19 protein-coding genes are annotated in these 23527 nt (G+C 34.5%); 3 read left to right on the top strand and 16 right to left on the bottom strand.

The window, feature by feature from the left end:
* Positions 1–47: 47 nt before the first annotated feature.
* The 7 genes from AAC601_RS04275 to AAC601_RS04245 all read right to left on the bottom strand — a co-directional run bounded on the left by AAC601_RS04275 (position 48) and on the right by AAC601_RS04245 (position 10201).
* On the bottom strand, positions 48–3137 hold the full coding sequence (locus tag AAC601_RS04275) for an ATP-binding cassette domain-containing protein (protein ID WP_340152556.1): 3090 nt from the start codon (positions 3135–3137) through the stop codon (positions 48–50).
* 86 nt (positions 3138–3223) lie between these two features.
* Entirely contained in the window at positions 3224–3586 is a 363-nt protein-coding gene (locus AAC601_RS04270; protein WP_303268415.1) for a DUF1987 domain-containing protein, read from the bottom strand.
* 47 nt (positions 3587–3633) lie between these two features.
* Positions 3634–4176 (bottom strand): SiaB family protein kinase, encoded by a 543-nt coding sequence (locus AAC601_RS04265; RefSeq protein WP_303268414.1) that lies wholly within the window; start codon positions 4174–4176, stop codon positions 3634–3636.
* 95 nt (positions 4177–4271) lie between these two features.
* A complete protein-coding gene (locus tag AAC601_RS04260) occupies positions 4272–7721 on the bottom strand; it encodes a PAS domain S-box protein (RefSeq protein ID WP_340152555.1) in 3450 nt (1149 codons plus the stop codon).
* 28 nt (positions 7722–7749) lie between these two features.
* Positions 7750–8574, bottom strand: a complete 825-nt coding sequence (locus AAC601_RS04255; RefSeq protein WP_340152554.1) for a GAF domain-containing protein — start codon at positions 8572–8574, stop codon at positions 7750–7752.
* Between the two features lie 180 nt (positions 8575–8754).
* Entirely contained in the window at positions 8755–9348 is a 594-nt protein-coding gene (locus AAC601_RS04250; RefSeq protein WP_303268410.1) for a chemotaxis protein CheB, read from the bottom strand.
* A gap of 22 nt (positions 9349–9370) precedes the next feature.
* Positions 9371–10201, bottom strand: coding sequence for a protein-glutamate O-methyltransferase CheR (locus AAC601_RS04245; protein ID WP_303268409.1), 831 nt, complete (start codon positions 10199–10201; stop codon positions 9371–9373).
* Positions 10202–10508: 307 nt separating this feature from the next.
* Here AAC601_RS04245 and AAC601_RS04240 point away from each other — a divergent pair, with 307 nt between their 5' ends.
* Positions 10509–11849 (top strand): saccharopine dehydrogenase C-terminal domain-containing protein, encoded by a 1341-nt coding sequence (locus AAC601_RS04240; protein ID WP_340152553.1) that lies wholly within the window; start codon positions 10509–10511, stop codon positions 11847–11849.
* On the opposite strand, the gene AAC601_RS04235 is transcribed toward AAC601_RS04240, so the two are convergent.
* The 4 genes from AAC601_RS04235 to AAC601_RS04220 all read right to left on the bottom strand — a co-directional run bounded on the left by AAC601_RS04235 (position 11846) and on the right by AAC601_RS04220 (position 18385).
* Positions 11846–12559, bottom strand: a complete 714-nt coding sequence (locus tag AAC601_RS04235; protein WP_303268406.1) for a methyltransferase — start codon at positions 12557–12559, stop codon at positions 11846–11848. The two genes, AAC601_RS04240 and AAC601_RS04235, sit on opposite strands and share 4 nt — an antisense overlap.
* A complete protein-coding gene (locus AAC601_RS04230) occupies positions 12556–15144 on the bottom strand; it encodes a CHAT domain-containing protein (RefSeq protein WP_340152552.1) in 2589 nt (862 codons plus the stop codon). Before AAC601_RS04230 ends, AAC601_RS04235 begins: the two co-directional genes overlap by 4 nt.
* 5 nt (positions 15145–15149) lie before the next feature.
* On the bottom strand, positions 15150–17123 hold the full coding sequence (locus tag AAC601_RS04225) for a PKD domain-containing protein (protein WP_340152551.1): 1974 nt from the start codon (positions 17121–17123) through the stop codon (positions 15150–15152).
* A gap of 275 nt (positions 17124–17398) precedes the next feature.
* Positions 17399–18385, bottom strand: a complete 987-nt coding sequence (locus AAC601_RS04220) for a hypothetical protein (RefSeq protein WP_340152550.1) — start codon at positions 18383–18385, stop codon at positions 17399–17401.
* A gap of 102 nt (positions 18386–18487) precedes the next feature.
* Between AAC601_RS04220 and AAC601_RS04215 the strand changes: the two genes are divergently transcribed.
* Both AAC601_RS04215 and AAC601_RS04210 read left to right on the top strand, forming a co-directional pair.
* Positions 18488–19069 (top strand): sigma-70 family RNA polymerase sigma factor, encoded by a 582-nt coding sequence (locus AAC601_RS04215; protein WP_303268400.1) that lies wholly within the window; start codon positions 18488–18490, stop codon positions 19067–19069.
* A gap of 2 nt (positions 19070–19071) precedes the next feature.
* A complete protein-coding gene (locus AAC601_RS04210) occupies positions 19072–19797 on the top strand; it encodes a tetratricopeptide repeat protein (protein ID WP_340152549.1) in 726 nt (241 codons plus the stop codon).
* A gap of 14 nt (positions 19798–19811) precedes the next feature.
* On the opposite strand, the gene AAC601_RS04205 is transcribed toward AAC601_RS04210, so the two are convergent.
* The 5 genes from AAC601_RS04205 to AAC601_RS04185 all read right to left on the bottom strand — a co-directional run bounded on the left by AAC601_RS04205 (position 19812) and on the right by AAC601_RS04185 (position 23399).
* Positions 19812–20288 (bottom strand): hypothetical protein, encoded by a 477-nt coding sequence (locus AAC601_RS04205; protein ID WP_340152548.1) that lies wholly within the window; start codon positions 20286–20288, stop codon positions 19812–19814.
* Positions 20289–20331: 43 nt separating this feature from the next.
* Entirely contained in the window at positions 20332–20790 is a 459-nt protein-coding gene (rnhA, locus tag AAC601_RS04200; protein ID WP_340152547.1) for a ribonuclease HI, read from the bottom strand.
* A gap of 159 nt (positions 20791–20949) precedes the next feature.
* On the bottom strand, positions 20950–21513 hold the full coding sequence (locus AAC601_RS04195) for a MarC family protein (RefSeq protein WP_303268393.1): 564 nt from the start codon (positions 21511–21513) through the stop codon (positions 20950–20952).
* Between the two features lie 42 nt (positions 21514–21555).
* Positions 21556–22620, bottom strand: a complete 1065-nt coding sequence (locus AAC601_RS04190) for an aminotransferase class V-fold PLP-dependent enzyme (RefSeq protein WP_340152546.1) — start codon at positions 22618–22620, stop codon at positions 21556–21558.
* Positions 22621–22625: 5 nt separating this feature from the next.
* The gene (locus AAC601_RS04185; protein WP_340152545.1) at positions 22626–23399 is read right to left on the bottom strand and encodes an enoyl-CoA hydratase-related protein; all 774 of its coding nucleotides are present in this window, start codon (positions 23397–23399) and stop codon (positions 22626–22628) included.
* Positions 23400–23527 lie beyond the last annotated feature (128 nt).

Here is a 23527-nt window from a genome sequence, read left to right as displayed (position 1 = left end):
TATACCTTTTATATAAGCATCAAAAAAGTGAATTTAACAACAATTATTTATGATTCTTTCTTTTTCAGCTTAATATTCCCGAAAAATGAAATTGCCTTACCGAAAAGTTCAAAATACAAAGTAATATAAAGAATTAAAGACATGAACCATATTACAATAATATTAAAATAAAATGTATCAATGTAGGCTCCGGCAAAATACTTTTCCGGAGCAAAAAAGTGAGTTCGATAATTAAGAAGGTTATCTGGTTCCTTAGGCTTGTTAAATACAGGGTCAATTTGTTGAATTAACTCGCCTTTAAATTCAATTACTCGGTCTTCAACTGTTAAATTCCTCACTAAATCAGCCAAACTCTCATTGTAGTATTTATCTTTTGCTTCATTCAGGTCAAACTGGTATGAAGAATCATTTTCCATTAGAAATTGTAAAGTCTCTTTTTTCTTGATAGCCAAATTAAACTTTTTCAAGTAGTGATCCCTTAACTGATCTGTATAACTACTGATCTTATTAATCTTTTCTTGGTTAATTTTCTCAGGATCAAGGATTTCTTTCAAATCCTCCCCTTCCAAACTACCTTTGAATGGCTCTTTCTCAAGTGCGTTAAAAATTACTCTGGTTGCATACTCTATTTCCTGCTCCGCTTGCTCTTTATCAGATCCTAAATTATTTTCAATCACTCTCAATTTTTCCCTGATCTTCTTGGTCATAAAAGAAGATTTAAAATCCGCGGTCTTTTCATCGGATTCAATATCAAAAAAGAATTCTTGATAGGTATTATTTTTAAACATATCAACAGCCAATGCCTCATATGCCCATCTTGATGTCATTAAATCAGCCACTATGGGCACTTTACCTTTCGTGCTTATAAAATCATTCAATTTATCGAAACTAAACAACAAGCCACTTAAAATCATTTGCGGGATAAGTAAAAGTGGAATTAGGATATATACCGTAACAGCTGATTTGAATGCGGCACTTACATTTAATCCCAATACATTCGCAAAGCAGGAGGTGGTAAATAAAATAGCCCACATACTAAAAGTAGCATCTCTTATTTCCAGTACCAGCACTCCAATGATTACATAGGTCAGTGTTTGAATAGCAGATAATGTAAATAAAATTGTGATTTTAGAAAGTAAATAGCTATTCCAACTTAAATTCAGGAACGACTCACGTTTCAATATTTTCCTATCTCTGATTATTTCTTCCGCACTGACTGTAAGCCCCATAAACAAGGCAACAATAATACTCATTAAGAGGAAGGCCGGAAGGTTATCATTAAATCTAAAGATATACTCCTCACCTGATGGGGCACTCCTGTACTTGATTATGAAAGCCAGCAAAAGCGCCAAAAACGGTGCCTCCAACAAATTGATTAGTAAATACTGCTTATTACTTAATTTTGATAAGGTATCTCGTATGGTAAATATTACTGTCTGCTTGAGCTTGTTGGGGATAGCCAGAGTAGATGGTGGGGCTTCCTCTTCATCTTTTACAGGTTTGTGATCAAAACTTTCTAAGTAAAAGTCCCGCCATTGACTAGGGTTGATTTTTCGCTTATTGGTTAATTGACCATACTCATCTACCACTTTTGCCTCAACGATATTAAATATTTGTTCAGGATTCACATTACCACAAGTAGGACAAACCCCTCGATCGGCATCTACCTGATTTGTAGTTTTCTTAAAATAGGTAACCGCTTCTACAGGATGGCCATAGAATATTTGATATCCTCCAGTATCCATTATAATCATCTTATCAAACATTTTGTATATGTCTGATGAAGGCTGATGGATAACTACGAAAATTAGTTTCCCCTTAAGTGTTAATTCTTTTAAAAGATCGATTACATTTTCAGAATCACGAGATGACAATCCAGAAGTTGGTTCATCTACAAACATTACCGCTGGCTCACGAATTAATTCCAAAGCGATATTTAGCCTTTTTCTCTGACCACCTGATATCGTTTTATCCAACACGCCACCCACTCTTAAATCCTTCCTAGCTTCGAGTCCTAAGTTTTCTAAAGTATCCATTACTCTTTTATGGATTTCTTCCTCAGTCATCTTAGCAAAGCAAAGCTTAGCATTATAATACAAGTTTTGATAAACGGTTAATTCCTCAATCAATAAATCATCTTGAGATACGTATCCGATTATTCCCTGCAGCTCATCTTGATCTTGATTCAAATCAAGACCATTAATCTTAATATGACCTGAAGTAGGCGCCTGAATTCCGGCTAGAACATTTAAAAGAGTAGTTTTACCTGCACCTGAAGCACCCATTATACCCACTAATTCACCTGGGCCCTCAAAAACATTTACATTTCTGAGTCCAAGTTCTCCATTAGGAAATTGAAGGACAATATCTTCAGCATTAAAAGACAAATTGACTTGCTCTCCATCTGATAAGAATTTCCGTATCAACTCGGAATAATATAATGCCGCGCCTTTAGGCGTTTTAATTGTACTTCCATGAGAAAACAAATAAACTCCATCTGTTTTCATGATGAAGCCATTAAGATTTATTTCCTCTGAACCGGTATATTTAACGAAGTACATATCTACACTTCTTACATTCAAGAAGAGTATTTCACCATCGATATCAGCATGTACATGTAGATTATCTTCAATGGGGGTATCATTATTGACCGATAATATATCTTCAAACTCCTCAAGGTCAGAAGATTTTGTTTTAGTAACAAAGCTTTCAATTAGTTTGAATTCGTCTTTAACAATATTAAAAACATTGGAAACCGTATCAATGATTTCCATTCTTTGTGGTGTAAAATTCTTATCTGAGGAGACCATCTCCAAAAGCTTGATCAATACTACAACCTTTTGCTTTTGGGTAAGGGTTTTATTAATTTTTTTACATATAGCTAAAGTTCTAACCGAATCTCTAACTGAGGTAAGCTTTTTCTTTTTAGCTTTACCGTCTTCTTCCTCTTTTTCTGGTTCTTCTCCCCATCCCACCAATTTGTCATATAGCTCCAAATACTCTTTTATAGAGTCTTGGTCAAGCTCTTGCTGGAAGAAACCAATAACGAAATTTCTTTCCTTTTCTGTGGCTCCTCCATCCTGCTTGGTGATAATTCCAAATAATTGAGTTAAGGCTTTGAGTATCTCTTCACTCATATAAAAAGAGGGTTATAGCTTAGTAATAAAATAATAGGCCATTAATCGCATGGCCCATAATACAAATTAAAACTTCTCAGTATTAATTAATAGGTTTTGAATTCGAACGGAATTTCAACAAGTTCTGAAAACTCTTCACCTGCTTCTTCCATATCCTCGTCATCTTCATGAAAATACCAGTCGATGGTTACTCCATCAATATCTTCTAAAGCAGATAAAACATCTAGTATTAATTTTGAAGAGGCCGTATTGAAATATTCTAGTTTAAATGTAAATAGAGTTTCAGGATTCGGATCTTCACCATAGGCTGCAATCCAATCTAAAATTGGTTGATAGAATTCAGCTGAATCTTCTGGTAATGATCTTCCAGATATTTCAAAAATACCATTTCCTTTATCCAATAATATTTTAGGGGTATCCTCTGTTCCTTCAAGGTTAATGATTTCCATATTTAATTTTATGTTTTAAATTTAAAAGTTAAACTAAAATTCAGATTTTAAAATCTCAAAATCGTAGTGGTAAGTGAAAAGAAATGAAATCCTTCGCCCATGTCTTCAAAGTCATATTCTAATTTTTGACCAGACTTCCGAGCCATATCAACAAATCCCAAACCTGCGCCACCTTTGTTCGATAAGCTATTAGATTTAATAATATCCTTATACATAGCTTTCAAACCGTCCTTATCTAGTTTATTAATTTCATCTATTCTCTTTTTTAGTGATTCTGCCGCTTCTGTATCAACTGGATTTCCACTCGTTACTACATAACGATCATCTTCTTTTCCAATAATAAAAATAGCTGCATTACGCTTTGCTGAAAGTGGATTAAAATCATCAGAATGTTTCACAATATTCTGCAAACACTCTACCATTACATTAAACACCTTTCGCTTTATGCTTGACTCCTCACCCATAGAATCCATGTTTCGTTCTGCCATTGCCAAAACTGATTTTGTAATCTCTTGGGTAAATTCCCCTTCGTAAACCAGTATAAGGTTTCTGGACAGCATGGTTTTATGTAGGTCGTATATATACTTCATGTTGTTAATAGGTTAAAAAGCCGTACTCAAATTATAGCCAGATTCATTTCAAGCCTTAAATTAAATAATTTTATTTATAATTAAACTTTTCCCAGTTAAAATCTAATGCCAATTAATAAGACATCATCTGTTTGTTTGTAGTCCGCCTTCCAGTTTTCCCATGCTTCATCAAATATAATATGCATTTCGTCCATCGATTTACTGTGGTTGTCGACTATTGTCTGTCTCAAACGCTTAGGACCAAATTTTCTATTTTGTGGACCCCCAAATTGATCCGGGAAGCCATCGGAGCAGAAAAATACTGCGTCACCGGACTTATACTTAATTTTATGATTATCAAAATTGGTCTGATTTCGGTAAATACCCCCACCAATTGGGAACTTATTACCCTTTATCTCATCCAACTCTCCATTATTGTGTAAATAATATAATGGTCTGTGGGCACCTGAATATTCAATTTGATTCTTTTTCTTGTCAATCTTACAGAAAGCAATATCCATTCCGTCTTTAGTAGTAGAATCATCCCTATCTTGCCTTAAAGTAGAAGTAACTCCTGCATCTAATTTATCTAAAATCACGCCAGGGTCACTGATTTTTTGAGACCTAACGATGTCATTCAATAAGAAGTAGCCAATTAAAGAAATTAATGCTCCCGGTACACCATGTCCTGTACAATCAACTGCTGCAATATATATAACGTCATCAACTTCAATATACCATGGGAAATCGCCACTGACAACGTCTTTTGCTTTGTATAGAATGAAGGAATCAGGTAATTGTTGCCTAATCACTTGATTATTAGGAAGGATTGCTCCTTGAATTCTCTTGGCATAATTTATTGATTCCGTGATTTTCTTATTCTTACTGGCAATTTCTAATTCGATGGCTTTTCTATCGGTAATATCATGAGAAACTACTAGAACCGATTCCAATACTTTTTCCTCATCATATTCTGGTATGGCATTAACTTGCATCACCCTATCCCCCATCTCAGAAGGGAAGTCTACTTCCTCAGTTACTTTTTCATTTTGATCTCTAACCTTGTCTAATAATTGAGCCCATGCCTCAACGATTTTAGGTTCGATATCTGCCTCGTGCAATCCTTTTTGAATCACTTCGTCTGGTCTTTTTCCAGTATATCGCTCAATCATTGGGTTAACATAGAAGAACTTTCCCTCATTATCGATTCGAGTAATCAAATCGATTGAGTTTTCAGACAATGCCTGCATTTTACTTCTCATGCGCTCCTCTTGCTCAGCGCGTCTTCGTTCCGTGATGTCTCTAGTATTGAAAATAATACCTTGAATAGCGGGATCTTCCAATTGATTAGTTCCCGTTACTTCTACCCAAACATACTCATTGTCACTATTCAGGTATTGATGTTGCATAGTGACAGATTCATCCGCGTTGTCTACCAAATATAGAAATTGTTGATGTACCTCATCTTTAGAGTCTGGATGCACCTTATCCAATTCTGTTGTATCAATAATATCTTCTTGTCTGTATCCTAAAATCTTCTCAACAGAAGGTGAAATATAACGAACTGTTCCATCTTTCTCGTAAATAGTAATAACCTCAGAAGCATTTTCAAGCAATAATTGCATACGCTTCTGGGTACGGTTCACTTCCTCAATTTGATCTTCTAATCGTTGGTTGGTGCGTTTCAGTTCCTCTTGAGTTGCTTCCATTTCCTCAGCATTCTGTCTAAGAACTTCTTGTTGCTCTTGGAGCTCTTGACTCATAGTCTGCGATTCAGCCAATAGCTTCCTCGTTCTTTCATTCACTTTAATATTGAAGACAGTTCGGGCAATAATTAAGCTGATTTCCTCTACAAATTTTATCTGACTGGAGTCAAATTTATGAAATCCAGCGAATTCCAAAACGCCAAATACCTTTTCATCTGTAATTAAGGGAACGATTAAAATTGAACTCGGTCGCTGATCTCCCAAAAGCCCAGAAGTAACACTTACATAGTCATGAGGAATTTCTGTTCTTAATAATGTATCTTGTTCAATAGCAGACTGCCCTACTAAACCTTCTGCAAACTTGAACCTTGCCTTTAAATACTTCTTTTTATTGTAAGCATAACTTGATTTCATTTCTAAAAACAAGTTATCGGTATCATCATCGTTAAGCACATAAAAAGCTCCTTGTATAGCATCGATTTTTTTGGTGACATACATCAAGATCTCATCACCTAATTGCTCCAAGCTATCATTACTTCTCAGAATTTCTCCTATTTCTGCAACACCAGTAACAATCCAATTTCTTTCTTTGTCTCTTTTTTCTGCCTCCTGGATAGAATTCCTCATGTTAATTAAGGAATTACCCAAAGTATCTTCTTCTGAAATAGGTTTAAAATCAGCTTTAAAATCACCTTCTCCAATTTGCTTGGCAAAATTGGCAGTATTCTTTAAGGAAGAGACATAACCATCCAATATTGAAGCCATTTCTCCTATTTCATCATCTGATTTCTTGGGCACATTATTAGGTAAAATCCCTTTTCCCAACAATTTCAAAGTCTCCTTTAGAGAAATAATTGGGTTAAGTAATACTCTGGAAAAAATTATAGAAATGATTAACGAAATAATTAATATGATTACACCTGTGTAAATGAACTTAGTGATTAATCCATTCAATTGCTCATTAATTTCTGACTCATTGACATTGGAAGCTAAACCCCAGCCAACTGCTGGAATGCTATTCCAAGCAGACAACACATCTGTGCCATTATAATTTCTGTCTTTGGCATATCCCTTTTCGCCCAGTGCTGCTTTTTGCACACCAACAGAATTTTCATCTTTGATAGTTACCGAAGCGGGTGCCAAACTATCAGCAATCTGCTGTAAGGGGGACAGAAATAATGCTTGATTTCCACTTTGAACTGTCAAAATGCTTTCATAAGATTTAAAGCCAGTTGAATTAGCTCTGGTGATCTCATAAATAGGCTCCATATTTTTAGCTAAAACTAACAAGCCAGCAGGACTATTATAGTCATCTATCAATGGCAAGCCGTAAAGCACTATTTCACTGTCACTATATTTTTCGGGCTGATTAAATGTAGCTGAAGTCATGGATGAATTATAAAAATCTTCATCTAAATTTTTAAGATTATCTCCTACGGAAAGCTCACTAATAGCACTATTGGAGTTGAAGATAATATCACCGTTTAGATCAGTAAGAATTACAGCATTTACAGGATAATTTTCAACAAATGACCTTAAATCAGATTCAATATCAAATAAAATTGCAGATTTTAAGCTATCTACATTTAAACTTGTATCCTCTTCCTGATATCTTCTAATTCCTGATTGAATAGATAATAGCCCAGAAATATGATTCGCATTATTTTGAATACCCTGAAAAATATCATTAAGCTTCTCAGTTTTTTGGGAATTGTGCGACATCAACTTTTCAAAATTCAATTTTTCAATTGAATCGCGGTTCATGTTATAAGTAATAAAACTAACTGCAATAACACTCACCAAAACTACAAAAAGTAGAATTGTAGTTATTTTAGTCCCGATTTTTATGTTTTTAAACATATTGAATTCTTTGATACTAAAAAATGAATTATTTTTTCTCTTTTACCTTTTCTGGTCCTCTATCAAGGTCATTTGAAATCAATGCCAATGCTTTTTCAACCAACGTTTCATGAGATTTCGTAAAGCTTTTAAAGGAGGCGATTTCTGCTACTCCTAAAAGCTTTTTATCCTTCATGATAGGACATAATATTAAGTGTGCAGGATTTGCTTCCCCTAGGCCAGACAATATTTTGATATAACCCTTAGGGATATCGGAAATATTAATCAACTTTTGTTCCTTCGCCACTTGGCCAGCCAACCCTTCACCAAATTCATAAGAAACTGTTTGACTTTCTGGAAGCACAAAAGCATAAGCCGCAAACAGTTTTATAATATTCTTTTTGTCATCTTTATCAGTTACATAAATTGCCCCCTGACTTGCCTCCATTTGGTCTGCTAAGAATGACAGTAACTTCTCTGCTTTCGCTTTATTATCTGATTCCTTTTTGAGGCTAGCATTTATTTCTTTTAGATTTTCATCAATATTTTCATCACCTTCTTCCTTAGACTGTGCATTCTTTGACTCCTTTTTATCTTTGAATTTTTCAATGTAAACTACATTACTTTCATCTTTGCTACTTCTATTAAATAAATGCAATAGAATCGAAACAAAACCTAACAAAATGGAAATTGCACTAAATATATAAAGCTCTTCCAAAACGGGCTTCAATTCAGACACCTCCATCAAGCTGATGAGATGCGTTTGATTAGCAATTCTTTCCGGGAAAATAAACATGTAATATGCTAATCCTATGATGCTCATAGTAAAAAGCAATGAAGTGATAAGTGCTAAGTTTTTGTATAATGCTTTCATAAATGAATACTTCCGAGATAAAAATCCTATCTACTCTTAATCCTTAAAATCCTAAGAAATAAATAAAAAAATTCCACTCTATGTTTTAATCACTTTTAATTCAAAAAAATCAATCATTCTTAATGGCAAACATCACCAAATATATATAATTGTATTGCTTTTAAGGCAATAATTCAGAAATCATTTATACAATTTATCCAATTCCTTTAGGAATTGAACAATCTCTTGAACTTTCAAGGTGTAATCGATTTCAGTAATTTTCTTTGCCGCAGTAGGCATGGTGTCGATCATACATTCCTCTGGGTCCTGAATGATTGTAAGTCCTTTTCTATCTTTAATTCTCTTCATCCCGAGCGCACCATCCTTATTAGCCCCTGACAATAATATTCCTATTAGTTTATCTCTGTAATTATAGGCTGCAGTTTCTAAGGTAATGTCGATTGAAGGTCTTGAATTGTTGAACATTTCCTCAGTTGATAAAGCAATAGAGTTACCTAACTCAATTGATAAATGATAATTTGCAGGGGCTAAATAAACCTTACCCCTTTTTATATTTTCTTTATCATATGGCTCAACCACTGGCTTAATACTCTTAATAGATAAAGCCTCAACAAATCCATTGCGCACATGCTTTAATCTATGCAAGCATAGGATAATAGGCAAGCTGAAATCTGCAGGAATGGAAGATAGAATTTGGGTTATCCCTTGAAAACTACCTGCCGATCCTCCGATTACTATCGCTTTATATTTATTATCAAGATTGAATCGAGCCATTGAGTACTAATTTGCAGAGACCTCAGTCTTTAATTTTCTTATAAATTTTTTCTTCGTTATTTACTACAATAAACTTATTGGCAATTTCACACCATATTAAAGATTCTTTGGACCCAATAACTAGGTAGCCGTATTTGAATAGACTTTCATGATGCTTTTTCAATACTTCATTTTGGAGGTTCTGATTGAAATAGATCATCACGTTTCTGCACAAGATTAAATCAAACTTGTTGAATACCACGCCTTGAACTAGGTCATGTTCACGGAAGGATACATTTTGGATCAAAGATTTATCCATCACTGCCTTCCCGTTTTCTTCCTTAAAATAATCTTTGAAATTGTTCTTACCCTCAAAGCGGATGTAGTTCTTTTCGTTTAATTCCATGTTTTTCATGGAATAATGACCCTTTTTTGCTTTTTCAAGTATTACTTTATCGATATCGGTAGCTATGATTTTAGCTTTATCCAAAATACCCATCTCTTTGAGTAGAACGGCCATAGAAAATACCTCTTCACCGGAGGAGCAGCCGGCATGCCAAATGCTGATGGTATTATGATTCAATAAAATATTTGGAATTACATTATCCCGTAATTCTCTCCAAAAAGGAGGGTCTCGGAACATTTCAGTAACATTTACAGTGATCTCTGCTATAAATTCATCAAAGAAAGATTTATCATCTTTCAGCCTTTTGATCAATAAATCTGCAGACCCGAATTTATAGAGCTCCATAATTCGAAGTATCCTTCTTCGAAATGAGGACATGGCATAATTGGTAAAATCATATTTATATTGCTCCTTTACCAATTCTGTGATGCGCCTCAAATCCGATATTTCTATATCCTGTCTATTCATGTGGATTATGCATCAGTTCTACTTTAAAAAACAAATCTTTCCTAATTAATGAAAATCAATCGAAAAAACATGCTTCATGTATGTTTTAAATTATTATTCATTATTAACTCCGTCTATCACCGCTAATAATCAATGATGTTCAAACAAATGTTTTTAATATTAAGATTAATAAATTATATCTGCAATAATAAAGACCTGTTCTTACAAAATGTTACTTATTTTACATTTTTCGACTAACTTTTTTTGACTCTCGGTTTTTTGAGGAATTCATATTAATAACTTTGCTTCCTTGGAAACTAAAAGAACTATGCAAAACATTTTATTATTAGGAGCAGGAAGGTCTGCTACTTCATTAATTAACTACCTGAAAAAACATGCCCCGGAAGAAAACTGGCATATTAGAATTGGAGATTTTGACATTAAGCTAGCAGAAGACAAGGCTGGGAACCATCCTAATACTTCTGCTATTCAATTTGATATCTTAAATGAAATCCAAACCAAGGATGAAATTGCAAAAGCTGATTTGGTCATATCTATGCTTCCAGCCAGGTTTCATCCAAAAGTAGCTACGGTTTGCGTGGATCAAGGCAAACATATGGTAACTGCATCTTACAACAGCACTGATGTAGATGAATTATCCGACATTGCAAAAAGTAAAAATATTATAATTTTAATGGAATGTGGTTTAGACCCAGGTATTGACCACATGACTGCAATGGAAGCTATGGACAAGATAAGAGAAAAAGGCGGTAAATTGACTTCTTTTAAATCTTATACCGGAGGATTAGTTGCTCCTGAAAGTGATAATAATCCTTGGCATTATAAATTTACTTGGAACCCAAGAAATGTGGTTTTAGCAGGACAGGGAACTGCTCAGTTTATCAGAAACGGAAGATACAAATACATTCCTTATCATAAACTATTTACTAGATATGAAACCATTGAGGTAAATGGATTAGGTGATTTTGAAGGCTATCCAAATCGTAATTCTTTGGCATATAGAAAAGTTTATGGCATTGAAGAAATTCCCACTTTAATCAGAGGTACATTCAGAAAAGCCGGCTTTTGCGATGCATGGAATATCTTTGTTCAACTAGGGGTCACGGATGACTCTTACCAAATGGAAGGTCTAGATGGGATGTCCAAAAGAGACTTCTTCAATGCATTTTTACCGTACAATAAATCAGCGTCAATTGAAGATAAATTGTGCAAAAACCTTGGGTTCAGCAGGGATGCAGAAATTTTTAAAAAGCTTGAATGGTTGGGAATTTTTGAAGATAAAAAGGTACCAATTAATGAAGGTAGTCCTGCTCAAGTTATGCAAGCGATCATGGAAGAAAAAATGAGCTTAGAGCCACAAGATAAAGATATGATCGTAATGCAACACCAATTTGAATATGATCTGAATGGTAAAAAATTTCGATTGGATTCCTCTATCGTTTCAAAAGGAGATGACCAAATGGAAACAGCCATGTCTAAAACTGTTGGTTGGCCTTTAGGAATTGCCATAAAAAATGTTTTGAACGGAAATATTAAATTGCGAGGGGTACAGATTCCAATCAAAAAGGAAATATATCAACCGATATTGCAAGAGCTTAACAGCATAGGAGTTCAATTTAAAGAAAATGAGATTACAATTGAGGATTAGAAAATAGTCAAGTAATCTTTCATTAATTTAATATAGGAGGGGTGGAAATCATTATTTTCATCCCTTACATATATTTTAACATAAGGTGCTGGGCTTCGATGCTCTACTCTTTCATAAATATTGAAAGTCCGAATTATTTTACTATTGGGTTTATGCATTAGTTCAATGATGTTTTTGCAAAAAAGGCCCAATTCATTCATTTCTTTATCTAACAAAGACATTTCATAGGGAGGAAGCATAATATGGGCTTCTCCATTTCGTGATAAATGCAAATTTATTCCTTTTGCTAAATTTGCAAATGAAAGACTATTGGTGTGATAGGCTATATTTTTACCATGATTTACTTCTGACTGAAGGTTGTTTTGAAAAAACGGTGGGTTAGAGAATATAAGATCATACTCTTTTGAGCTTTCAAATTTATTAAAATCTACCAAAAGGGCTTTTAATCTAGAACTCCATCTTGAGTTTTTGAAGTTTTTATCTGCTACTTCAAATGCCTTGGGGTTTATTTCTAAAGCTTCAATTTCGATTTCAGGATATCGTTGGGCCAGCATTAAAGATAATACTCCTGTTCCCGTCCCAATTTCTAAAACCCTCTTTACATCTGAAGAAATATGAAGTGATGAAGCAAAGACTGTGGCATCAGTTGTGATTTTTGCTGGACTACTTTCCTGATTTACCGAAAATTGCTTAAAACGAAAAATACTCATGATTTCACCCTCTTAATTCGACTGAAAAAGTAAAACAAAAGCAGTACAATAACAGCCGATAACCCGAGTAATATTATATATTTCAAATCCATCCAGGTTTGCTTTTCTTGTTTTATCTTTCCATAGTAAGTGAAACCTGCCCAATAGTATGGTGATTTTTCAATACCACTAATAGAAGTGTCATCCAAGTATGAAATTTTCGCTTTTCTAATTGCGATAGAAGGAGCTTTATTTTTGACTAATTCTTTGTAAAAATCCTCCATCAATTTTGAAGTGGCAAAATCATTAACTTTCCACTGCGTCATCAATATATTTTGAACTCCGGCATATTGAAAACCTCTTGCTAGACTCATGGGAGTAGCTCCCTTAATGATTTGTCCTACACCAGTTTCACAGGCACTCAAAACTACTAAATCTGCGTCCAAATTTAGGGAGTATAACTCTGGTAACAAGATTACATCATCCGCGAATTCTATGTACGCAGGAATTGCAAAACTACCTCCCATAGCATGTGTTGATAAATGAAGGATATCATATTGATTTGCTTTAGTCAAAAAATTGGAGCGAGTAGCATTTTGGTATGTATCGAAATTATCCTCAAAAATTCCAGCAATCAAATCTAATTCATGCTCAGAGTATTTTAAATACCGCTTAGATTCTTTAAAAACTGGGAATACTCCATACAGACTTTCTAAATCTAATTCCTTCTGGTTCTCTATATAAAAACTTGAACTCAGATTATAGGACAGCTTGTATTTTCTAATCAAAAACGGCATCTTACTGTAATTTGAATGCTGCACATCTTCTGTTAGCAAAGCTTCAAATGGTAAAAAACTTAAGAGTCCATCTGGGACAATTACTAAATTTTCTCTTTCCTGATTTAAGCCAACTCCTAATATTTGATTCAATTCAAATGCACTATTTACATAATTTTCTGTATTACTATTGATTACAGTTGGAGATTCAAATGACCGCACGAAATGAACCAACTGCTCTGTAAATCTATCCTGAAGGGAGATTTTCTGCCAAATGGCATCATTTTCATCAATATGAAATAAATACAGGTCCTGCTCGCCATAAAAATAATAAAGCATCTGAGCGTCATCGATCTTTAGTTGTTGTTGTAAAGCTTCTAAATCGGATTCGGTATTCTTGATTTCTGGGTATTTTTCTTCAATATTTTTTTGAACTTCACTCAACTGATAACTCAAATCAATAAAATCTTGATTTATCCTATTTAATGTATCTTCCGAATTAGAAAGTCGCCTGCGAATCAATTCTCCAATAAAAGATTGCTGTTTATTCAATAATACTTCCTTTTTAATGAGTAAACTATCCTCCGGATTTCGTTTTAGCAATGACTTGCTGTTTGCAGATTCTTTTAAAACTCTAGTCTTACTATTTTCAGCATATTCGAAAGCAATCCTTATCAAGCTATCGTTTTGATTGCTCTGGAATTCATCGTAAAGCAATTTTAAGCACTTTTCACTTCGCTTTCGGTAAGAAGTTTGAAAAATGAGCTTCGATTGAGGATCATTGATCTTCTTTAATAATAATTCTTCAACATAGAAACTCAACTTGAAATACTCAAGCTTTAAATTAAGCTGTTCGGAATACAGTGCAAAAGCATCGAATATATCTATAAAGGTGTTCTCTGCATAGAGCAGTGAATAATTCTTCCTAATTTCTTCTAATTCAATATTCGGAAGCAATAAGTTCAGGGCACTTTTCAGAAGAATTTGCGCACTGTCCTTTTTGGAAATTAGATGATAAAAACTAGCTTCTTCCACATAAAATTTTGCTAATTGTCGACTACTATTATCTTTGATCAACAGCTTTTCAATCTCCTTAAAAAGTGTACGGGCTGCAGCATATTTTTTCTCCTCTATATAAGATTGTACCTTAATTTTTAAGGCTGAAATTGATTTGGCTCCATTTTCCTTTATTTTATCTTTAACCTCCTTGTGCTTATCCAATGCTAACAAATTGGAAGCAATATTATTCTCAATGAGTTCCTTTTGGTTTTTATTAGGATTTGCCTTCTTCAGATGACTTCTCAGTAATTCGAGCGCCTCTTGGTAGTTCCCGATGTTATTATAGACCACGGATAGATTAATTACCCCTGCAGTATAGCTTTCCTCGTCATTATCAGATTCTGCCATTTCCATATATTGTACAATGACGTTTTCCGCTTCAGCAAAATTTCCTGTCATCGTTAATAAATTCCCTAATGGTTTTAAGCAATATTCAATAATGTCATAATTTTTTAGATTATGTGAATGATAGAGCTTCCAGGCTTTTTGATATTGCTGAATTGCATCGTAATGCTTCTCATATTCTTTTAAATAAAAAGCTAAATTACATCGCATGATAACCAAAGCTAATCGCTCTTCATCGGTTCTCAGATTTGAGTAGTGCTCATCAATTCTTAATTGTTCCGTATTGATTGAGCTTAAGGAAGGATAGCTTTCTACCAATTGATCCAAATCATTATAGATACTATCTGCGAGGTTTTGAGCTACTAAATTAGTGCTTAATAAATGTATAAATAGTAAAAGGAAAAAGTAGAATATTTGACGGGACATAAGTACTAAAATTTCCAGATGGCATAGAATTGCCATTGATGTCTGGGTGCATTAAAATAGTGGTGATATCGAAGCCCGACACTGGGACCAATTCTCACCTTCCCGATATTCAAATCTATGAATGTAGCAGCTCTAAAGTTAGTAAATGTATCCGATTCAGTAAATTCTTCAAAAGTATCTTGTTCAGGATCTCTCATTTCAAAATTTTCTGACTCTACTACCATGGTATATTCTCCATTTCTTTCTCTCTCTAATTTACTTTTTATATCCCATTTTATTTGAATTCCTCCACCAACGGCCAAAAAATCCGTTAGGTTATATCGATAGGAAGTCGGCACAACATAAAAGCTAAGATTCTGAAATTCGGATTCTTCTTGATAATCATAAACATCTACAAAAAATTCATCCCTCCTATTTTCCTCAGTATAAAGCCTACTAGCTGTATATTGATTGCTCGAAAGCAATACTTCGGATTGAAAATATCCCTTAAATGCTTGATAGCTGGATAGGGTAGCACCAAAAAACCATTCCTGAAAATTTTCTAAACTTCCAATTCGCATATTACCAGCCTTTAGCCCAATTGACAGACCGGGTGTAAAGCGTGTGGTAGCGTAGTTCGTGATGATGGGCTCATTTTTATCAAAATATATAGCCGTTTGACTTTGAGACTTTTGCTTTTTAATCTTTCCCTTCAGCGGGATTTTGTAACTTACAAAGCCCTTGGTTGAATCATACGAATTCACTCCTTTTTGATTACTTCCGGGCAGATAAATATTTTTAAAAGTAAATATGACTTTATCTTCAACGAAGCTTGTATCCAAACAACTATATGTGACATCCTCTTCAGGGCAAATATCGCATTTGGGATAGAAATCCAGTAGCTCGATGTCCTCTTGATTAAATATCTCAGGAATATTCGTTTCAAGACGGACAGTGTTGGCAGGCCCTTCCCCATTATTTTGAAACTGAATTTTATATTTAAAATTCTTTTTGTTTCTGTTCCTAAAATCCATCAAATTGGCATTGGTGGTCATTTTATTTGGGTCATGAGATGTTACGATCTCCATTTCCATTTCCTTCACGCTATGATTGGCAGATTTGGAGTTTGGAACATAAATCCCTCTGATACTGATAATAGCACTGGTGTCTTTCAACATTTCCGGTGTTGTTCTGAGTTGAAAGAAAATATTTCTTTCTTCCCCTGGCTCAAAATTAGAAAATCCAATCTGCTTCATTTCCCTATAATCTTTCTTAGAATTTTCAAGCTGCTCTTTAAGTTCTTCTTGGGTACTAGTATCCTGGATGATAAGGGGTGACTTCATGAAATTACCACCATTAAAGGCCAGCATGGATGAAAAAGGATTATCAATATCAAGCGCCAATCGATCTTCAGAGATGATGGGATATTCTCCATTATATGTACGGACATCTATTAACTGAAAATTGTCGGTTTTATACTTAGCTTCATTATAAAAGAAATAGAGTCTCCCGTCTGTCAATTCCTGATAAGGATTTTTATAGGTCAAAACAACCACTAATTCTTCATTAGGAATGGGTTCTCGGTTTTTGGTAAAGTCAAACACTTCCTCCTCATCTAATATCGAGGCTGAGGCATTCTCCTTCATGTCTACTTTATCAATTTTCACACTTTTAGGTCGCGTTGTGGGAGTTTTCCCTGCATCATAATTATTGGTCACCCAAAGCTTGACATTATAGTCTCCCGTCTTCTCATACGAATGCTCAGGATTTTCTTTTTGACTGAATTGGCCATCACCAAACTCCCAAAAAAAAGTATAGTATCCCTTTGGAGCGCCCGATATTTGAATTAAAGGCGGAGTTGTCACAGAGAAATTGACTTTATTCTCTTTAACCTCTGTGTCAAATTTTGCTTCTCTGATAACGCTATCAACTTGTTGAAGTTGTTGAGCTTTGCCTTTGTAGGCGAAGAAAAGCAGGAAAAGAAATAAATATTTGTACATCGTCTTAGTTCAGAATTTATTCAACTTTGAAATTAAAAAATTATTCGAAACTTATATAAGTTTTACCGAAATAAAATACTTTTGTAATTATAAGTATTATCAGCAATCTTGGTTTGCCTGTCTTTAATGATATTGTCACAAACAATAATAGTAGCAGCCACAATCACTAGTAGAACTAAAACCCATTTAGATTTCTTTTTATAAAAATACATCTTGCAAAATCTATAATGAAAATGACCTTACCATTTTCGATAAAGTCATCTTCAGATTAAATATTATGGCAAATCATCAATTGCATTATAAACATCACTCTCAGATCCAATGATTAGATCCTGCTGATCAAATGTATAGATATCACCGTCTTCAACAGTCTGTGGTTGAATTGAGTACTTCCATTCCCCATTTTCTTCTGTTACAAAAACTACGTGCATTTCTAATCCTATCGGAATTTGACCATAATGCTCAGAGAAAGAATTACTTCCTTCATTGAAAGTATCCAGCTGAGCTAAAGCATTTGGCTCCCCATCATAGTATAAGTATACAGAGCAATTTTCAATATTATAACCAGTTGGGACCACCACTTCTAAAGTCGTTTTAGGTCTTGAGTCATTATAAAATCTATCAACATTAGTCCAGCCAAAATCAGATAGAAAGGAAAAATATTGATCTCCTTCTACAAACAGATTTCCTGCTCCATCTGCTCCTATTCTATCTTCTTCCCATGTTAGATTCTCATTTTCATCAATTTGACCTGTCCAAAGTTTCATGTCTTGATCTGCTCCACCTGTTAAATCGGTTGGCACAACTAGCTGCATATGATTCGTAACATCCACTTGCTGTCCATTTTGTGTCACATTCACGTAGAATTCCCCTCCAGAAATCAATAAAGCTTTACTACCATCCTCTTTCAAGCCCATTGTTGGCTTATTTGTAGTTAACATGCTGCCTGCATTAAATATTTCCACGAACTCTAAGTCCACTGGTCCACTAACCGGCTCGCCATTTAAAGTTAATGTGCCTTGAAATATTCTAAGCGTTACGCCTTTTTCAGATTGAAACTCAATTCCGTCTTCTGCTTCAAACTGGGATTCCTGAATAATTGCTTCGATTGCCGTTGTTTGAAGTTGCCGAAACTCTTCTTTAGATGGGGCTTCAATAATTTCATCAGGTACTATTTCGTTTACTTCATCATCATTATTGCATCCGTAAAATAGTACCATGGCCATAAGGCTAATTGCAAATAAGTTTTTTAAGCTTTTCATAATTTTCTGTTTTTATTTGATTCGCCCTTAGATCAATGTGCTTCATACTTTGTTACCCCAGTTTGATATATTTTTTTTACTTTCGTATAAAAATATCTGAGTATGCCCGAGGAAAACCATCCGGATCAATACCTAATTGATGGAATAAAGCATAATGACAGTCGGATTATTAGAGAAATCTATGACCGCTTTGCAGAAAAAGTTATACAGTATATCTGCAAGAATAATGGAGATGAATCTCAAGCATCAGACATTATTCAAGAGGTCCTAATCACTATTTACAAACAGGCCATCAATAATGACTTGCAGCTTACATGCCCTTTTGATGCCTACTTCTTTTTGCTATCCAAAAGAAAATGGCTAAATGAGCTGAAAAAAAACGGAAAGGAATGGGTAACAAGCAAGAGCGAAAATTTATCTATAGTTGATAATGCTTATGAAATGGCCGAAGAAACAGCTCTTTATGAAGAAAAAGAATTATTGTTTCAGGAAATGTTTCAAAAACTATCTGATGCTTGCAAAGATTTATTGAAAGCTTCTTTTAAGTTAAAAAGCATGGAAGAAGTAGCTAAAAAACTGGATATCTCATATGCCTACGCTAGAAAAAAGAAATCATTGTGCATTGGGAAATTAACCGAGTTAGTTAAATCATCACCTAAATACGATTCAATAAAAAGAGACTAAAAATGACAGAGCAAGACTACCAAATATTTGAAACTTATCTTACAGGTGATTTAACTAAGGATGAACTTGCAAGACATCAAAAACGAATTGAAAATGACGAAGATTATAAGGAAAATTTTGAACTGTTTCAATCTGTAAATAATCATCTTGAAAAAGGTTCTGCTACTGAATCGGAAATAAATGATTTCAAGGGATCCGTTTCCAGGATATCAAAAGAGTATTTTGATTCTAGACAGAAAGCAAAATTACCATGGTTAAAAATGGCTATAGCCGCTAGTGTTATAGTTGCAATTGGTCTATATTTTTATTTAGGTAATATTTCTAAACCACAGTATGACGAAATAGCTCAGATCCCTAATCTCCATTTAACTGTCAGAGGTAATGATAATGGTATATATACTAAAGCTGAAAATGCATTTAACGAAAAACAGTATGCTGATGCAATCGAATTCTTCAATCAAATATTAGAGCAAAACGAAGAAGAGCAATCAATTAAATTATACCGAGCCATAGCCTACATGGAACTTGGGGCTGAAACTAAAGCAAGAGATTTGTTTGAAGAAATCCTCCAGACGCAAAGTGGCTATGCGGAGGAGGCCCTTTGGTATGCAGCATTAAATGAATTAAAAGTAAAGAGATATTCGGCCTGCAAAGTATATCTTTCAAAGATCAAACCCTCTGCAAGCCGATATGAAGATGCTAAAAATCTTCTGGAAGAATTAGATTAAATTATACATTTTTATCAAAAATATAATCTAAATGAAACTCCACCACCAAACCACAATCTTGGTTCAGGAGCAAAATCAAAAGTTGGTTTCATATCTACTCCTATCGCAAAGGGTATATCGGTCAAAGTGTATTCCAATCCAAGAATACCATCTAAGCCAACTGTAAAACCTCTACCCCTGTCATTGTAAAAGTACCCAGGTCTTGCGATGTTATTATCGAAAGCTCCAATATGTCCCCCAGCCCCGTAATACCAGTTCAAATACGGTACATCAAAGGCGTTAGCATGCTTCTCATAAAGGCCAGTAATTTCAAAACCGCCTCTATATCCAGACAAAAGACCTTCTAATGCATCGGTTTTATTGATAAAATGCTTGCCAGTAATAGCAGTTGGAAAACCACCTCTAACTCCAATCGCTGTTTTATAATCTTGGCTGAAAAGAGCTGAGCTACTCATTAAAACAAAAACTAAAATTAATTTTACTTTATTCATATACATCCTATTGGTTTAATTTCTCCTTGTAACGAAATAATTTTTAATCCGATACTTTATTTTCAAATCCTTTATCAATTAAATGAGGTCCATTTTCCGCTTTTGCCACTGCCAATCTATCGCAACGTTCATTATCTCGGTTTCCGGCATGTCCTTTCACCCAATGAAAATGTACATCATAACCCTTTGAAACATCTAAATATTGTTTCCACAGATCAACATTTTTCTTGCCCTTAAATCCCTTTTTGACCCAGTTTGACAGCCAACCTTTTGTGATTGAATCAATTACATATTTTGAATCGCTGTAAATATGAACGGGATACTTATTAGTCTTAAGGTTTTTCAAAGCCACTACTATCGCCAGCAACTCCATTCTATTATTAGTGGTATTTCTGTACCCTTCCGATATTTCCTTAACCTTCTCCCCAAAACGAAGAACAATCCCATAGCCTCCAGGGCCAGGGTTTCCTAAAGCAGATCCGTCTGTATATATGGTTATCATGAGTTCAGTGATTTTATTAAAAAGACCAATGTTATCCTACAAATCCAAGTAGTCAGCATTGCAAGATCAAAGATAATTTTGTTCTTTTTAAGAAATACTAAAGAAAATTTTTGACTGTTTCTTGATCGATTACCCCTAGCTGACAATAATCAGTCCCTACTAAAAAAAGTTTTTAAATAATTTGATTGATATCGCCAAAAGTATAATACCAAACACTTTGCGTAGAATGCTAAACCCTGCCTGACCGATCTTTCTTTCAAGCCATCCACAAGTTTTTAAGACAATAAATACCAAAATAAGATTGATTACTATTCCCACTATTATGTTTAAAGTCTGATACTCTGCCTTTAAAGAAATCAGTGTGGTCATGGTTCCAGCTCCGGCAATTAGCGGAAACGCAATGGGCATAATGGAGGCACTGCCAGCTGAAGCATCTTCATGCTTGAATAGCACTATACCTAGTACCATTTCCATACCAATTAAAAACATTACGATGGCTCCAGCAATAGCAAAAGAAGCAACATCTAATCCGAATAAATTGAGAATAGATTTTCCTAAAAAAAGAAAAGCAATCATAATAATTCCGGCTACAATAGTAGCCTTACCGGATTGAACATGACCTAATTTCTTTCTTAAATCGATCACAATCGGGACTGATCCCAAAATATCGATTACTGAAAACAGGATGAGAGAGACTGAAATAATTTCTTTAAAATTGAGCATATTTTTAAAATTTGCGCAAAAGTACAACAAGAAACTCAGCTTTCAATTCTTTATTTCAAAACGTAATAAGAAATTAATGAGGTCTTTATAATCTTGATTGGGGATAGCTGGAAAATTAGCCACTCTTATCGTACTATCTTTCATTACTCCATATCCATTTCCCAATATTATCCCCTCGTTTAGAGCAGTTTGTATTACCATTCGAATAGACTCTTGAGGTCCCTGCAAACAAAAAACCGTATCAGATTGAACCTCTGAAGAATTTATCAACGGTTTTAGGATTTCTACTTTTTTCAGGTCTGTATAAAAATCTTTTTTTCTTGACTTAAGGTTATTATGTATTGCGGTAATATTTTCAACATTCTCTAATAGTCTACCCAATAAAAAAATATTACTAATATTTGGAGTATGATGTGTTTGATCCTTTCTGGTATTTTCTAAAATTAAATTAAAGGAATTGTAATGAGCTTCATCTCCAATTTCTTTTGCTCTAGTAATGGCTTTTGGGCTAACGACCATAATTGCCATTCCAGCAGGAAGACCAAAACATTTTTGCACAGATGCATACCAAATATCTCCATTTTCCCAATCAAATTCATACCCAGCCATAGAGGAGGTGGCATCAAATGCAATCATGCTATCCGGAAACCGTTTTCGGATATCTTTTTGGAAACCAAGTGGAATAGCCGTTCCATTCGAAGTTTCATTATGAGTCAGCGCAATCAATTCAGGCTTTTGGCCAAAAGATTCTATTTGGGGTAATTCATTTACTGAAAAGTTAGCCCCTATTGATTTGGGATGAATTTTCTGGGAATACTTCCACCATTTCTCACCAAAAGCACCGTTAAAATAATGTGAAGACCTTTTTTGAACAAAAGATTGCGCAATGATTTCCCAGCATTCAGTTGCAGAGGAAACCATTGCAATCTCATAATCCAACGGGATGTTCAATTTTGACTTAAGTAATAATTTTGTCCTAGAAAATAATTCTTGAAAAGAATCTGATCTATGATTTCTTTCGAAGATTCCTAAATCCATTCCCTCTTGAAAGTATCTCGCTACTTGAGGATAAATCTTTGAAGGGCCGGGATAGAAATTATACTTCATCAATATTATTTACCAGTAAATTCTGGCTTTCTTTTTTCTACAAATGCTTTCATGCCTTCAGTCTGATCTTCGGAAGCAAATGTCAAATAGAAATTTTTACGTTCAAAGTGTAAGCCCTCATCCAAATGAGATTCAAACGCTCTATTTACAGCCTCCTTAGCTAATTTAGCAGCTACTGGGGACATCTGTGCAATCTGTTCAGCTAATTCTAAGGCTGCTTCTAAATACATTTCTGCTGGCACTACTTTATTAACCAATCCGTAATGCAGGGCATCATCAGCACTTAAAAAATTACCCGTTAAAACCAACTCCATAGCTTTGGCTTTACCAAGTGCTTTGGTTAACCTTTGTGTTCCTCCAGCACCAGGCATTACTCCAATTTTTATCTCTGGCTGGCCAAATTTAGCAGATTCGGAAGCTATAATCATATCGCACGTCATAGCAAGCTCACAACCTCCACCTAATGCAAAACCAGATACAGCTGCAATTATAGGCTTTTTGGTTTTCTTAATTTGATCCCAAGTGCTAAACTGATCTACATTCAGCATATCAATAGCCGTTTTCCCAGCCATTTGCTTAATGTCTGCACCTGCTGCAAAGGCTTTTTCATTACCTGTTAAAACGATTACTCTCACATCCTCATCTTCATCCAATGCCTTCAGCGTGTCCTTTAATTCCGTCATTAACTGCAAATTCAAGGCGTTTAATTCCTTAGGTCTGTTAAGATTGATGAGTGCTATATGCTTCTTAAATTGTGTATTTACTTTTATGAATTCCATAACGTAAATATGAAAAAGCAAGAGAGTATAAAAAAGAAAAACCTTCTTTTTTCAAAGAAGGCTTTTCGTGTTAAACAGGTGTATGAATAAAATTTGTGTTTGTAATAGTATATACTGTGAAAGGATAA

The organism is uncultured Marivirga sp., from assembly GCF_963974845.1.
GTDB lineage: Bacteria > Bacteroidota > Bacteroidia > Cytophagales > Cyclobacteriaceae > Marivirga > Marivirga harenae.
Note: the sequence above shows the minus strand (reverse complement) of the source record. Positions and strands in the feature narration are given on the sequence as shown.

What these genes read in the sequence shown, in the direction of transcription:
- AAC601_RS04270 (WP_303268415.1), bottom strand. Translation starts at nt 3,586, where the DNA reads ATGGAAATCATTAACCTTGAAGGAACAGAGGATACCCCTAAAATATTA.
- rnhA (WP_340152547.1), bottom strand. Translation starts at nt 20,790, where the DNA reads ATGATAACCATATATACAGACGGATCTGCTTTAGGAAACCCTGGCCCT.
- AAC601_RS04240 (WP_340152553.1), top strand. Translation starts at nt 10,509, where the DNA reads ATGCAAAACATTTTATTATTAGGAGCAGGAAGGTCTGCTACTTCATTA.
- AAC601_RS04245 (WP_303268409.1), bottom strand. Translation starts at nt 10,201, where the DNA reads ATGAATAGACAGGATATAGAAATATCGGATTTGAGGCGCATCACAGAA.
- AAC601_RS04255 (WP_340152554.1), bottom strand. Translation starts at nt 8,574, where the DNA reads ATGAAAGCATTATACAAAAACTTAGCACTTATCACTTCATTGCTTTTT.
- AAC601_RS04205 (WP_340152548.1), bottom strand. Translation starts at nt 20,288, where the DNA reads ATGAATAAAGTAAAATTAATTTTAGTTTTTGTTTTAATGAGTAGCTCA.
- AAC601_RS04230 (WP_340152552.1), bottom strand. Translation starts at nt 15,144, where the DNA reads ATGTCCCGTCAAATATTCTACTTTTTCCTTTTACTATTTATACATTTA.
- AAC601_RS04250 (WP_303268410.1), bottom strand. Translation starts at nt 9,348, where the DNA reads ATGGCTCGATTCAATCTTGATAATAAATATAAAGCGATAGTAATCGGA.
- AAC601_RS04195 (WP_303268393.1), bottom strand. Translation starts at nt 21,513, where the DNA reads ATGCTCAATTTTAAAGAAATTATTTCAGTCTCTCTCATCCTGTTTTCA.
- AAC601_RS04235 (WP_303268406.1), bottom strand. Translation starts at nt 12,559, where the DNA reads ATGAGTATTTTTCGTTTTAAGCAATTTTCGGTAAATCAGGAAAGTAGT.
- AAC601_RS04185 (WP_340152545.1), bottom strand. Translation starts at nt 23,399, where the DNA reads ATGGAATTCATAAAAGTAAATACACAATTTAAGAAGCATATAGCACTC.
- AAC601_RS04265 (WP_303268414.1), bottom strand. Translation starts at nt 4,176, where the DNA reads ATGAAGTATATATACGACCTACATAAAACCATGCTGTCCAGAAACCTT.
- AAC601_RS04215 (WP_303268400.1), top strand. Translation starts at nt 18,488, where the DNA reads ATGCCCGAGGAAAACCATCCGGATCAATACCTAATTGATGGAATAAAG.
- AAC601_RS04260 (WP_340152555.1), bottom strand. Translation starts at nt 7,721, where the DNA reads ATGTTTAAAAACATAAAAATCGGGACTAAAATAACTACAATTCTACTT.
- AAC601_RS04220 (WP_340152550.1), bottom strand. Translation starts at nt 18,385, where the DNA reads ATGAAAAGCTTAAAAAACTTATTTGCAATTAGCCTTATGGCCATGGTA.
- AAC601_RS04190 (WP_340152546.1), bottom strand. Translation starts at nt 22,620, where the DNA reads ATGAAGTATAATTTCTATCCCGGCCCTTCAAAGATTTATCCTCAAGTA.
- AAC601_RS04275 (WP_340152556.1), bottom strand. Translation starts at nt 3,137, where the DNA reads ATGAGTGAAGAGATACTCAAAGCCTTAACTCAATTATTTGGAATTATC.
- AAC601_RS04210 (WP_340152549.1), top strand. Translation starts at nt 19,072, where the DNA reads ATGACAGAGCAAGACTACCAAATATTTGAAACTTATCTTACAGGTGAT.
- AAC601_RS04225 (WP_340152551.1), bottom strand. Translation starts at nt 17,123, where the DNA reads ATGTACAAATATTTATTTCTTTTCCTGCTTTTCTTCGCCTACAAAGGC.